At 40.0% G+C, this 14,317-nt stretch carries 10 protein-coding genes; 5 read left to right on the top strand and 5 right to left on the bottom strand.

The genetic code is table 11. From position 1 onward, the window contains the following. Nucleotides 1-15 precede the first annotated feature (15 nt). Nucleotides 16-3,243, bottom strand: coding sequence for an NB-ARC domain-containing protein (locus tag TOL9009_RS0102195; protein ID WP_029630876.1), 3,228 nt, complete (start codon nt 3,241-3,243; stop codon nt 16-18). Nucleotides 3,244-3,288: 45 nt separating this feature from the next. On the opposite strand from TOL9009_RS0102195, the gene TOL9009_RS0102190 reads away from it, so the two are divergent. The 4 genes from TOL9009_RS0102190 (at nt 3,289) to TOL9009_RS0102175 (ending at nt 9,094) form a co-directional block, all read left to right on the top strand. Next, nucleotides 3,289-5,445: a CHAT domain-containing protein gene (locus tag TOL9009_RS0102190; RefSeq protein WP_029630874.1), complete on the top strand. Its 2,157-nt coding sequence runs from the start codon at nt 3,289-3,291 to the stop codon at nt 5,443-5,445. Nucleotide 5,446: 1 nt separating this feature from the next. Next, entirely contained in the window at nt 5,447-7,090 is a 1,644-nt protein-coding gene (locus tag TOL9009_RS0102185) for a hypothetical protein (protein WP_029630872.1), read from the top strand. 414 nt (nt 7,091-7,504) lie between these two features. Beyond that, nucleotides 7,505-7,978 carry a hypothetical protein gene (locus TOL9009_RS37580; RefSeq protein WP_242055219.1) on the top strand — a complete coding sequence of 158 codons (474 nt, stop codon included), beginning with the start codon at nt 7,505-7,507 and terminating at the stop codon, nt 7,976-7,978. Nucleotides 7,979-8,095: 117 nt separating this feature from the next. Further along, nucleotides 8,096-9,094, top strand: a complete 999-nt coding sequence (locus tag TOL9009_RS0102175; protein WP_029630870.1) for a tyrosine-type recombinase/integrase — start codon at nt 8,096-8,098, stop codon at nt 9,092-9,094. A gap of 205 nt (nt 9,095-9,299) precedes the next feature. Here TOL9009_RS0102175 and TOL9009_RS37575 read toward each other — a convergent pair whose 3' ends face one another. Continuing rightward, nucleotides 9,300-9,605, bottom strand: a complete 306-nt coding sequence (locus tag TOL9009_RS37575) for a helix-turn-helix domain-containing protein (protein WP_199341314.1) — start codon at nt 9,603-9,605, stop codon at nt 9,300-9,302. A gap of 187 nt (nt 9,606-9,792) precedes the next feature. On the opposite strand from TOL9009_RS37575, the gene TOL9009_RS0102165 reads away from it, so the two are divergent. Then, a complete protein-coding gene (locus TOL9009_RS0102165; RefSeq protein ID WP_313770037.1) occupies nt 9,793-10,167 on the top strand; it encodes a hypothetical protein in 375 nt (124 codons plus the stop codon). 136 nt (nt 10,168-10,303) lie between these two features. Here TOL9009_RS0102165 and TOL9009_RS45000 read toward each other — a convergent pair whose 3' ends face one another. The 3 genes from TOL9009_RS45000 to TOL9009_RS0102150 form a co-directional block, all read right to left on the bottom strand. Next, nucleotides 10,304-10,615 carry a hypothetical protein gene (locus TOL9009_RS45000; protein WP_144238119.1) on the bottom strand — a complete coding sequence of 104 codons (312 nt, stop codon included), beginning with the start codon at nt 10,613-10,615 and terminating at the stop codon, nt 10,304-10,306. A gap of 119 nt (nt 10,616-10,734) precedes the next feature. Continuing rightward, complete coding sequence (locus tag TOL9009_RS37570; protein ID WP_084763072.1) at nt 10,735-11,361, bottom strand: nicotinamide mononucleotide transporter; 627 nt, start codon at nt 11,359-11,361, stop codon at nt 10,735-10,737. Between the two features lie 523 nt (nt 11,362-11,884). After that, nucleotides 11,885-14,161, bottom strand: a complete 2,277-nt coding sequence (locus TOL9009_RS0102150) for a caspase family protein (RefSeq protein WP_029630867.1) — start codon at nt 14,159-14,161, stop codon at nt 11,885-11,887. Nucleotides 14,162-14,317 lie beyond the last annotated feature (156 nt).

Raw genomic sequence — 14,317 nt, 5'->3', positions numbered from 1 at the left:
AGGTTGTAGTTGATGTTAGTCCAGTAATGTTACCAGTGAAGTTTCAACTTCTTTGAGAGACTCTCTAGTTTCTGCAACCCTTTCCCGACGACCAATACGCTCAAAAATTTCCAATGCTTTTTTTAGCCAGTTTTCTGCCTCCTTTAGCTTACTTTCTTTTCTGGGAATGTAAGAGGATGTTTCAGATGAGCGTTGTTCGAGAAGCCCATAACCTCTGTAGCACCAAGCAATTGTATGAGTTCGACCAATAAATTCAGCTATTTTTAACGCCTCGTCAAACCTATGACGAATTTCTTCAATCGGCTTTTCTTGTAATAAAATTTCCACATGACCTAAATTTGCAGCACTAAAAGCAATTAAAGCTTCTCTATTTTGCCATTGACTTTTCTGAGCATTTTCCAGAACTTTGGAGTAAAATTTTTGAGCAGATTCATAATGTTGCCTACTTTCAAGATTTTGGTTAATTTCATTTTTCCAATAACCCATATCCATTGCTAAATCACCTTGATTTGAATCAATTAATGCTATTGCATAGTCTGGTTCCTCAAAAGTCCATTTTGTACCTTTATTCTCAATGTATAAATTCATTAGAAGCCGAGCATTGTCATGATAATCATTAGCTTTTCTGAAGAGTCTTTCTATTTTATTATTTGCTGAATTACTCTGATCTCTTTTGAATTGTTCCATAGCTTCACCATGAAAAATCAAGGCGTTTAACTGAGATATTTTAGCTGTATAAAGTGTAATGAATGTATTAATTTTAGGGATTTTATCTAAATTCTCTTGAGCTTTTACTAGCCACTTTTTTGCTTCTTCATAATTATTTTGGCGGCAACAAACCCAACCTGCTCCAAAAGCTGAACGCCATGCAGCTTCATAATCCTTGCTGGGAGAATCATGCTCTAGTTCAGAAGCAGAGGTACATATTTGAATACGAGTATCCCAAAATCCCCTTTCAAACAAAAAATGGTTTAAAGAATCAACTATTTTAAATGTATTTGTAAATTCTCTTTGATTTCTACACCATGAAAATGCTGATAAACAATTTGGTAAGTCTTGCTCTAATTCTTCATATTTATCCAGTCCTAATCCAGGTCTTGCTAATTTTTCCATTAGAACAATAAAATATCTCACTGCTTCACTATATATAGCTCTTTTCAAGACTATATCATCATCAACTTTCTTGCCAGCAAAACTTCGGGTCAAAGGATGAATTGAAAAACGAAATTTTTCACCTCCCATGCGATCCCGATTTGGTTGTATTAATGACATTTTGATTAAATATTCAATCTCTGATTGGAAATTTTCTGGTTCAACACCACTTATTACTTGAATTGCTTCTTCCGATGCTGGAGCAGTAAAAAAAGTCATACTCATGAGAATTCTACGAGTCGCTTTTTTAAGCAAATCCCAAGAATTTCCAAAAATACTCTCCAACATATTATTGACTTGGGACTCATTTCCAGTTATTCCATTACCTTGTTGTTTATTACGGTTTGTTAAATTTCTAAGAACATACTCCAGAGGAATTTTTTGGGATAGTTGTCCAATTATCCATTGAATGGCTAGAGGTAATCCAGATGTTATATCATGAATATTTTGAACATCATTCTCGCTAAAAAACTGCTTTAGACCCTGATTTTTACCAATTTCTTTCAACATCTGATGAGTTTGTGAAAATTTAAATCCCTCTAAATTAATGACTGAATAATCTCTTGGTAAAATATGTCTAGTTGTAATTAATACTTTACTTGGATAAAAATTATTTTCAGCCAGAAATCTATCAACTTCTTTGTCACCTATTCGTTCAAAACTATCAACAACCAAAAGATATCTATCTTGACGAAGTAGTTCAGAAACCTTTTCTTGCTTTTCAAGCATTGTTAATTGATCTGAGCGATAACCAATTGCTCTTAAGACTATATCTAATAAGTCAGCTAAATCAATGGGAGAATCATTTGCTGATGCCCAAATCACTTTTCTAAATAGTCCCTCTACTTTTCTCGCAGCTTCAGCAGCTAATATTGTTTTACCTGTTCCCCCCATTCCACGTATAACTATATTCCTTACCCATTTTTCTTGAGATTTTAATGCTTCTTCAATAAACTGTTGTTCTTGAGGTCTCTCAATAAATTGTATTGGTGATGGTATACTATATTTTGATGAACTTCCAGAAATAGAAGTCTCATTTGATGATATTTTTTCTTCCAAAAGCGAAATTTCGCGGCGCAATTCTAAATAGTTTTGCAACATGTTTTCTGGACATTTACTCATTCCTCCTCTATCTTCAATATTTTTTTCTAATTTTTTTAATTGAGATTTCTTTGTGTCAAAATCTTGGGAATAAGGTTGTTGTTCCATTTGAGTTTGTTTGTTGAAATCAGATTTGTTTATATTTGGATATTTGAGCGATTCTGCGTTGATTGGATTAAATTCATATCCTTCTTTATCTTCTCTATTTATAGAAGACTTACCCATTGTTTTAATTAAATTAATCGCTTTTCCATGTTTACTAATTTCCGGTTTCTGATAAATTTTTGTTTGGAGATAATATTTTTCTAGTTGCTTATCAACAAAATGGGCTAAAGCCAAATCAGTTATCCAATCACCTTCCTGCATTTGATAAGGATCAAGCCCTTTTTGCAAAGCACCAGAAAGTAACCCATATCTACCATCCAACTGTTGGTAAGCAACTTCAGAACTATGAGATGCAGCAATTAAAAATCGAGTACGTTCAAAACCTTGCGCTGTAATGTTAATTTGATTGAAGTTAATCAATTCACCACTAAAACAGGAATCTAACCAGATAATTTGTTCTATAACCGGACTTCGTTGCAATATATCCCATAAGTCTCTAAGCAATAAACCCTTTGGTTGATTTTTACTGGAACCTGCATCACTGCTTGCTAAAATAGTTTGTTTTAGATTTCCTAATGGACTAAGCAACCCATGTCCTGCAAAAAATAGTAACGCTGTATTTTGGCTATCTTCTGGGATAAATAGTTTGGTTACAGCATTAACTAACTCATTAGCATGAACTGCTTTATGGGGATCAACCTGCAATTTCCCATCAATAAAACTTTCGGGTAGACGTTTAACCCGAAAATCTCCATGTTCTTCCAACAACTGCGCGATCGCCTCTGCATCAGCAGCAGGTGTTGTCAGGTGTTTTGCCGGACTTGTCGGTGTATCCTTTAAAAAAGGATATTGATTGATACCAACTACAAGTGCATCTCTTCTCATAGTAAACAAATATACGTTTATACTTTGTATCAAACACCCAGCTTAATGAATTCTTCCATTAACACAACTCTCATAGCCCTCTTACTAGCTATTAAAGAGCTACAAACCCCTTTAAGCAAAGACGAACAAGCAATCCTGCAAGATGTGGGACAACAGCTTGATATCGACCCTGATTACTGGGACTTTATCGAAGAACAGATAACAGCACTTATTGAAGCTAATTATACCTTAAACCAACTTTTTCAGGCTAAAATACGCAAATTAGACGCATTAGATGGTCGAATACCTAGAGATTTTCTACCTAATTTAGCTGAGTTAAAAAAAGAAGTTTTTGGAGAAACAAAAGAAATAGTAACCTTCGATGGTCAAACCAGAGGTGAAAATTACGATCGCTCAAAGCAGGTAATTAACATTACTAGCACCATCCTACTTACGGAAAACCAAGACCAAACCACAAAGCAACTCGTTTTTTTAGAACAAATCTCCGAATATGTAGAAAACTATCGTTACTTTAATACTTACTTCACTGACACAAACAACAAAGTAACAATCGCACCAACCGAACCCCTAATCCACGGACAGACTTATTTTCTATGTATAAATATTAGCCCTGAACCGCAAGGAATAGATACAACTCTCTTCCCAGATAAAACCTTAACTCAGGTATGGAATAACCAAGAAACCCTGTTTCTAGATGTAGTGGTTGCTTCTAAGGATTTCATTATCGATACAAGCACCAAAAAACTAATCTTACCCCGCAGTGGTGCATCAGATATTGTACAGTTCACTGTTAAACCTAACTTATTTGAAGGTCGGGGCTACATGCAGGTGGAGTTGTTCTACCGTGGCTATCTACTTCAGTCCAAACAACTGACAGTCTTAATTATACCCATAGCCAATGCGGAAATTCCTGATTCTCTACGTCCACCTCAAACTGCTCGTATTACCTTCACCACCACTGACTTACTCACTACTGAGCAGCTAGCACTACTTCCTGAACGAGTGTTAACCGTAGATATGGAACTTGATCAAAGGGATGGCAGTATTGACTTTCGCTTCCTTGATCGCACTCAGGGTAACAAGGAACTAGCATTTTATGATACTACCTTGCAACCTGCCGCCTTGGGGAGTGCGATCGCAGGAATTCGCCAACAACTACACTCAACTTTACGTGACGGATATTGGGGTCAAGTTGAGGGAAGCATGGAGTTACTAAACGCTTGGCTTCCTAAATTAGCGGATGTGGGACGGGAACTCTACCGCCAACTCCTACCCCATCATCAAGGTAGCTTATTAGCTGATGACCAAGGGGAAATATTACAAGCCGTCCTCAGTCCAAATACAGTGATTCAAGTCAACCCAGTGTTAGGAAAAGTAACAATTCCTTGGGCGCTGTTGTACGAGCGTAAACTTAAACCTAGTAAACAGAATCGCGTGTGCGATCATTTTACCGAGTATGACTTAGATTGTACAAATTGCCCCAATAAAAATGACCCGAAATTTGTTTGCCCTCATGCTTTCTGGGGCTATCGTTACTCTATCGAACAACTACCATGCTGGGCGAGTAGCAAACATCTTACTCCCACAGCATTGGTTCGACAAATTCAAAATAATCAGCCATTGCAGTTGAGTTTCAATGTATATCGGGATTTTCAACTTTGGCGAGAGCATTTACCCAAACTAAAAGCTGCTGGCTCACTAAATATACTACGTGCAGAGGAAATGTTAGAACTAGAAAATATTTGGGAGGAACATGGTAATCTATTAGATTTAGTATACTTTTACTGCCACGGTGGTTTAGAGGAAATGCCCAAACGACCGTATATAGAAATCAGCGATGAGCGAATTTACAGTAATTTCCTTGAGTGTTATGAATCAACTTGGAAACATCATCCCCTAGTATTTCTAAATGGCTGTGCAACAGGGGACTACGGACCCGAAAGCTACGTCAGTTTAATTGATGATTTTTTGAATGCGGGAGCCAGTGGAGTCGTTGGTACGGAATGTCCAGTATCGGAAAACTTTGCTGAATACTTCGCTACTGAGGTATTTAAGCGTCTGTTTACAGGCGAACCAATGGGACTAGCAATGCTTGCAGTACGCCGAAAACTCCTGGAACAGCATTACAATCCCCTTGGCTTAGTCTATTCTTTGTATGCTGCCCATGAAATTGCTTTAGCACATCCTGTATCCCAGACATAATATGAAACGCTGGATTTTTGTTGTTGTATGCTTATTACTAATTTGCCCCACATCTGCGTTAGCTGAAACTAATATTACGGTGGATGCTAAAGACAATCCTTTGCAGATTAAGGGTTGGTTGAATGAAGAAAATACTCTTATAGGAAGTATACGCCTCTCTGCTCCAGCGGCGGTGGAACAATTCATATTTCTCGCTTCCGACTTGAAGCGTCAAGAAGGCGATGAAATAATTGCTCGCCAGCAGATATCATTTATTGGGGAAACTAAATTGCCACCAGGCGTACCTAAAGATTTTCAGGTTAAAGTCAGCAACCCCCAGTCACCAGGGACATATAAAGGACAAATTCAAGTATTACTTCCTGGTCAAAAACCGCAAGCTATTGATATCACTTTGTTGGTAAAAGCTAGACCAAAAATGACACCGTTGCGGGGAAATGAACAGGTACAGTTACAATTAACCCAATGTAGTTGGTGGTTGGATTGTAGTTTGGCACATTTATTGTTTCCTAAAAGTGCCTTTTTGCAAAGTTGGGATTTAGCTTTTGATAACACAGAAGATGCACCTGTGAAAGTGAATAGTGCTGAAGTGTTGTTAAAAGGAGAGCAAACTAGCTATCAATTAAATTCTAACCAAATTAAAGTAGCTGATATTCCCCAAGTTTTAAAACCCAACCAAATTGTCAAATTGCCATTAACTTGGGATACAACTAAAATCCCCTCAGACCGCTATACAGGAGCAGTCTATTTAATTTTAGAAGATGCTAAAGAACGTTTAATCATTCCAGTAAATTTGACTATGCGAATTGCACCCATAATGCCACTGCTGGTGTTATTTTTCGGGATTATTTTGGGGAGATTAATTAAATATATGCAAGAAAAAGGTATTCCCCAATCGTCAGCATTAGCTAAAGTCAAGGAATTAGAAAAGCAAGTTGCTCAAACTGCTCCAGAAGACCAAAATATTCTCTTGACAATGGTGGAAGAAGTTAAGCAACTAGTGCAACGGATGAAATTGGAAAAAGCAACAGTAGAACTAGAGAAAGTTACTGCTCGTTTGGAATGTTTACAGCAGCTACGCAGTATCGAGCAAAAGTTTGAACCACTCAAAAACCATCCCCAATTTCAGGGAAATAATGGTATTTTGCAAAAAATTAAAACCGTGCGATCGCAAATTGACTTTCGACAAGATGAACAAGCAAAAATCTTGGTGGAAGAAGTGCAGCAAGATGTAGTTAAATTGCAATCTCCAACAATGATGGGACCAGGTAAAATGCCTGATATTAACTTGTCAGAAGTGGTAATTAATTTAAGGAAAGCTGTTGCTGCTGTTGGTAATGTCGTTGAGTCTGGGGTAAAAAAACCTGTAGATAAATGGGTTCTGTGGTCGCAGAAAGTGCTTACATTTATTTCTGGAAGTGAGTTTCGCACTCAAGCAACTTATTGGTTTGCACGACCTTTATTTTCTCTAGTGTTGCTAATTGGTTTATCAGGAGTGGGGTTACGTTCTCTTTACATACAGAAAGGGGCAACTTTTGGTGCTGACCCTTTTTCTGATTATTTAGGGTTGCTAATTTGGGGACTGAGTGCAGACGTGGCAAGTCGCAGTTTGAGTAATTTGGCTGAGACAGAGGCAAAAAAAGAGTAACTTTTTCGCACTCGTAATGGATCTGATATCGTGTCCGGTTAAAGACTTATCATTTAGACCGCAGGGGGCACATCTTGCTTTCTTGTGTCGGTTCGCGGACTTATATGTACTCTCAACTGCTCAAATGGCTGAAACTCTTGTTACAACGCCCGTTTTACCTTGTAGATAGTGTCTACAAGGTGAATAGTTAAGAGCATTTGGTGGTTCAGGGACGAACCCACACTTTTCCGAGCTCCCCCCATTTTGGTAAACTATCTACACGTTGGTACATAGGCGGGTGTAGAAATGGCAAAAGTTGAACGCGAATCAATTAACTTCAAACTGCCCAAAGCCTTAACAGCAGCACTGAGGAAAGTAGCACGCGATCTGCCGTAGGCGGCAGCGCTTCGCTATCGCAACACCACCGCTACCGATTTGGTCATCGAGGGACTGCACCATGTCCTGGGTTCAGTCGAGGGTACAGAAGACAGTGTAGAAACCCGCCTTGCCCAACTCGAAGCTCAATTAAACCACCTCTCTAACAGTACAGATAAGCGTGTAGACACTGATGTAGACAACAGACTCAGTTTGTTAGAGCAGAAACTAGAAGCACAAGCTTTACAGTTGGCAAAGCTTGAAGGAGTTATAACAACCCTTAGTCAACAGCGATCGCATACAGGTGGTGGTTACAGAAGGCAATCTTTTAATTATCATCCCCCACAGCTAGAACTTCAACCTTACACGGGGGAAAATTTAGCTAAAAGATTAGGAGTTGATATCGCAACTCTAACAAGAGAGAGAGAAAACCAGAGTGAAAGTGAATTTGAAATTTGGTGTCGCCGTAAAGATCCAAGCCCGGTGGGGTGGCGGTTTAATTCTAAAGATGGGAAATACCATCCGGTGAAGTGAGGGACAACTTAGCGAAGAATGCTAATAACACTTATAACTCTTGTGATTTATCAGCCCCCGTTGTGTGGGTAAATAGAATAGTGCGGAAATCGTCATTATCACACCATTTATTCTGTTATGCCTGACCAGTACCCGTTGAGCGTCACTGTTCTCGAAAATGCCTACGCGCTAACAATCGGCGATGATTTTTGTATTGATGGCGACCCGGATGTAATTGACCAGTTGCTTAGTGATACGCGATCGCCTAATACAAAACGGGCATACGAGAAAGATTTACGGGATTTCTTTTTATTTATCTCAGGCAGGCTGCCAGATCAACATTTAGTGCTGGAGTTTCTACACCTAGAGCAGCGTCACGCCGTCGCGGTGGTGTTAAAGTACAAAGCTTACCTGGTCAATAAGAAAAAACTTGCAGAAGCAACAGTCAATCGACGGTTGAGTGCAATTAAGTCTCTCACCGCGATGGGGCGCAAGTTGGGGGTGTGTAACTACACCCTCGAAGATGTTAAGGGGGAGCATGTTGAATCATACAGAGACACAACAGGCATTGCCGCTGCCGATTTTGCCAAAGTGCTGGCGTTAGTGGATAGAAAAACTCTCAAGGGTAAACGAGATTATGCAATCTTGCGCTTGTTGTGGGATAATGCGCTGCGTCGAAGTGAAGTATGTAATTTAAATGTGGGGGACTTTAACGCCCAATCAAGCACTTTATCTATATTAGGTAAGGGCAAGGGGACTCAAAAAGTAGTAGTTGATTTGAGTCGCAAAACTGTGGAAGCTCTAGCTGATTGGCTGATAGCGAGTAAAAGGGCAAGTAAATTAAAACAGCCGCTATTTACCGTTATTGCCTACAACGGCAATGGTAAACGTCTAACTGGGGAAGCAATTCGGCGGTTGGTTTCTCTTTTATGCAAGGAAGTTGGTATTACTAAACAAATGTCACCGCACCGCATTCGTCATAGTTCGATTACTACGGTGTTGGATAAAAATAATGGTAATTACCGCGCCACGCAACGATTTAGCCGTCATGCTAAACCCGACACCGTGATGAAATATGATGATAATCGGCAGAAGTTGCAGAAAGCGATGACGGATATTTTGGCGGATTTAGTGTGACGTATGGCGCTCTTTACGCACGCCAATTGCTACAACTGACTGCTTAATCCCTTCTTCTCATACCCGTTTATTTACCTATATTCAATATGGTGGAGCCGTTGGGGTTATCCCGCAGACTCCGATTGGCATTGAGATGCATTGTGTTTTATTCCGCGATCACCCTCGTGGTCGATTACTTAGTGCAGATATAAAGGGGCGATCGACATCACGCTCGATACCCATGATCGCTCCCCTCACCTTCTCTTGGAACAACCTCAAACAATATGCCCATATCGCACCCAAAAAAGTCACACAGGACGGCTAGGGTATCAGCGTCGTAGCGCTTTGCGGTGTTCTCGCATAGTCCCCTGATGGCTGCACTGGTCAGTCCTGTCGCAGTCGCCAATGCCGATCTCGTCATGCCTTGGACATCGATTAAATCTTGTAAGCGGCAACGAATTTTGACCTTGGACTGCTGCACAGCTTTTCTTTCATGTCTTTTGGTGAATTTGGGTGGAACGGGAGGATTCATTCTTTAAGTTGTCACATACACATCCTTCGTTCCTATTGTCAATTACTAATTTAGTCGCTTTGTTGATTAAGCGTTTAAACGATTAATCGATATAATTATGAAATAACAAAGGCGATCGCTCAATTCTTGCCGGAACCAGTGCGATCGCCTTCATGTAGTAAACCCCCCATATCGGGAGATAAAAACAATGATGACACAATCACAAATTCTCTGCGACTCTCAAGCGATCGCCCAATTGGAACTTGAGTTGTACATAGCCCAACAAGCTTCTTCGACAGCACCCGAAGAGGGCGGAAATTATGAAGTACAAAATACGATTCGAGCTTTTTTATCCAGCACCGATCCAAATGCACCTGAATCAAACGAAACTAACCCCCAGACAATTCCATGCAGAGAACCACTCAGACACTTGCTGATTGGTACGCCCAAAGCCGTGACAAGTACCATTCACTACTTAAAAGTCGTTGGCTACGCAGAAGTTAGTGATTGGAGCAGACCACAACTAACAGCTAACCCTGGTGAGGTGATAAGTATTTTGGTGCGGTCAATTTTTGTGCAGTAAAAAATATGATTGTTTGTGCCAATTCGATGTGGCGTGGGAATTGAGGATTAAGTAGCAATGAAACAATCAACTGCAAACGCAATGTTTTGGTTGGCTTGAGCGTTAGTTAAGATTTATTGATTTTGGTATCGGCATCTCATCGACAATTGGGCTTCTCAAACATCACCTCGGTTGCTTTCACCGGGGTTTTTTGTTGTTGATTGTGAGTTGCAGTTGAGGAGTGGGGTAAGCGATCGCTACCCCTCCAACTGCGACTCTGCGCCAATACCATGCAACACCCGAAGCGCTCCGGGCGTACCCGGTACGCACAGAAGCGATCGCAGTTAGCACCTGGAATTATAGATAATATCTTGGGAATATAGCGCGGTGATGTTAGTTTGATTTCTGGGGAGTAGTGCGGGTCGTGGGTATCCCGTTTTTTGAAGGCACACAATAAGGAAATGCCCATGCTCAAAGAAATGCGATCGCATCCCGGTTCGGGCCGTCTTAATTGCTTTTTTGTATGTGGAGCGAAGAGAATGCTGTTACACCTTGGGATTGGAGAAAACAACATCGGTAAAATATCAATTAAAAATCTTGCATTTTAGCTTTCTTGAACCAAGAGATTAGACCGTTGATTGCCATAAACAGCAAAATAACGTAGAGCAAAGCAATGAATTTGACTCCTTTAACGTAATACAGTCCAATACCGATAACGTCAACTATAATCCAGTAAAACCAGTTTTCAATCCTCATTCGCGCCAACAGCCACATTGCCGTAAAGCTCATAGATGCTAATGGGTCTTTTCTAATTTGGGTACCTGAAATCGGAATAATTTTGCGATCGCAATCCACAAGGTAATTGACGGCATTCAGCGCTCGACTAACATGTTCGCCGTAAAATTCACTACAGAAAAAATGGGTAATTTTTCTTGATTCTAATCGCTTAAGAATATAATCGGAGTGCTTTTTTTCAATTTCAGGTGTGTTCCCTATCTCGGTCGGACCATCCCACGCTTCAATTACCTCAATTTTTGGATAAATTTTCCGCAACCAATTAGCACGAACCGCAAGAGGTACAGCAGTTACCGCAGGACAATCATAAATCATCACAATTACCTCATCCATTAAGGAAGTGGCAGTTTCAATAACTAATTGGTGTCCTTTATGAAGAGGAGCATATTTTCCTAGCGTCAACCCACACTTAATAGTCATGTTTAATTTTAGACTTCATTAAAGCGCAATTCAAAGTAGCAGTCAAACCGATTACTGCGATCGGTGTTGGGTGTGGCGAAAGAACCTTATGAACCCCACACCCCACACCCTTTTTGGTGATTCCCATGCGATGGTTAACGGTGAGTTTAGAGTTATTTAAGGGACTTCCAAAGAATAAATTAATCAACAAAAACTAAGAAGCCATATTTAAACAAGAATGATAATCATTTTTAGGTAGAGAAGAAAGCGGCTGTTTCTCCTTCCCTCCTCTAAATTGTATTGGGTGATTTTATTGCTTGGAAGTCCCTTACTACGATCGCTGCAAATGCATATTTTAAGGATGCGATTGTCTACGACGGGCGCGGAGCGCCATCGCAGGTGCATTGGCTTATATCTCCCGTTTAAGAAAACGGAGATGGTTGATAGAGGGTAATTTCTGCGACTGCCAAACACCGTTTTGGTCAAAGCACACTGTTGGGAGTGTATCGCTCAGTAAATACTTTTATCTATGCTGTATATTTATTTACGAAATAACCTCAAATGGAATCGACATTACAGCTAACTTGGTAGCATCACTTCCACGAGTATCTGGAGGAAGCTGTGTATTTTCATTACCAGTTCCCCCGCGTGTGCTTCTGTCTAAATCATCTAGCAAACTATTAGTTAAATCTAAAAATTCGTCTCCGGTAATATCTGGGATGGGACTGCGTTGATCGCTTATTCCTCTAGTATTTGCTAATGTTTTTATTATATCTATAAAACCACGTAATGGTTCAGTACTGGCGATGATAAGAGCTTCTCCAAAACCAAGTGGTTCTGAAATATCAAAGGTGGTAGGTTTTTCCCCTGGTTCAGGTGGTTGAGGAATTAAAAGTTTTTGCCTTGGTTGTATTATTGTCGCACCTTCTGAGCGATCGTAAGGGAAAATAACGTCCATTCTTCCGGTGCTGTCTATGCCTAAAATACTAACGTGGAGGGGTACAGATTCGTTGTTTTGAATTTGGAAGGCTATACTGATTCCTACGGGCAATTTTGCCATACCTGAATTGGAAAAGTTTATCGGTTTGGTTGGTTTGGGAGAATTTACTACTCCAGTATTTTGTTTAATACTACGAGTTGTGAAAGTTTCGGCGAGTAGTTTTTGACTACCAGCAACAACCATTGAAGCAGTTATACTTATTTTCGATGTATTTGTGTTGCCAAGTATATCTTTAACAATTCTGGCTGCTAGAAATGATTTTAGCTTCGGTCGTAAGCGTTCCACTGCACTACTTACTGCTTCATTTGCATTGCCAAAGGAACTGGAAATGATTCCATCCAATGTTGGTGAAAATAGCCCAAAACTGCCGACAGCAGGCAAGTTTGATATGCGCTTTTGTTGTAGTTCTTGGTATTTAGCTTGGGTCATGCGACCGAAGATATAATGTACTTCGCTTTGTTCCAATGACAGTGCTTCTATACGGTTAATAGCCTGTAGTGCTTGTTTGGCTTGTTTTATAGTGTTGCTATCTAAAGAAGTATCATCTAGTCCAATTTTTAAAGTTAAATCTTTGGGGATAGTGCGGATACGCTCTTGTAAAAGTGTACCTTTCTGTAGTTGGGTGCGTGGGGTGTTAACTAATTTGCCTTTAGCTGTTAATCCTTGACGGGATGAAATTTGCACCTGTCCCCGTCCTTGACCATTTGCATCTACTACTGTAAAAACTGCTTTTTCATTAAATCCTTCTAAGCTTTGTGAAGGTATACCTCCCAACCATAAATTTACTTCATCGCCATTAATATCGGTGACAACAGCCTCTGCTGGAACTGCTTTGAGTGTGGAATGATATATTGATGCATTTGAATTTCCTGGCAAATTTTGCTCTATTTCTGGTATCTGACGCTCACCGGCTCCTTCTTGATTCCAGATGATTTCTTGAGTGCTTTCACGAACATTCACAAAAGTTTTATTAAAAGATTCATCCCCTATTTGTTGCCAAAGATATTGAGTTAATGCGTAAGTAAAAGCTCCAGAACTAAAGTCACTTGTTCTGGCTTCAAGGGCTTCTTGGTCACGTCTAGCAGCAGTAATTACAATACCTTTGGCAACATTTTTTTTACGTTTATTGATAAACTCTTGTGCTGAAAGTCCGGTTTTTGCCAGCAATTTACGCTGTTCTTCATACTCTGCGGGACTGGGCAAAAACTTACTTCCTCCATTGCGGGAACGCACTACTAAATTACCTCGTTTGGTTGCACCAGAGTAACAACTATCTAGGACGACGGTGACATTTTCAGTTTTTAACGCATACATAAGCAGAAACAAAGTATGTCCCATAATGTCCTGGACTACACCACCATTAGGAGGTAAAGAACTATCAAAGGGAACAAGTGTACCGTTGAGTCCATCCGGTGTATCACGGTCTTTATCTTGTACTCTTGAACCATGCCCTGAATAATGGAATACTACCACATCGCCGGGTTTAGCTTGGTCAATTAAATGTTGTTCAAAAGCCTGTAAAATACCTTGGCGTGTTGCTTGTGCATTAGTCAAAGTCAAGATATCTTTGTCGTTAAAACCAAAGCGGTGAGTTAATAATTCACGTTGCAACAAAACATCATTTTTGCAACCTGCTAATGGTGTGATGTTATTTTTATACTCATCAATTCCTACCAATAATGCCAATTTGCGGGGTGTATTTTGTGCTAGAACTTTAGCATATTGTTCGGATTGGCGCATAATATCCAATTGGCTGATACCGACTGTTGCTAAAGCAGAACTAGCGAATTGCAGAAATTGACGGCGTTTGATGTGTGTCATAAGATTTTGGATTTTGAGTTTAATGTGAATGATGTTAGGCTTTATACTTTGATACTTAATACCGTTTCTTTATGAAGATGCGCCTAATTTAGCCCACGCAGGTGTTCCTTGTTTGTATAGCCCCAGGCTTATAGCCTGTTCGCGTAGCGTGCGCTC

It is taken from the genome of [Scytonema hofmanni] UTEX 2349 (assembly GCF_000582685.1).
GTDB classification, from domain to species: Bacteria; Cyanobacteriota; Cyanobacteriia; order Cyanobacteriales; family Nostocaceae; genus Hassallia; species Hassallia hofmanni.
Note: the sequence above shows the minus strand (reverse complement) of the source record. Positions and strands in the feature narration are given on the sequence as shown.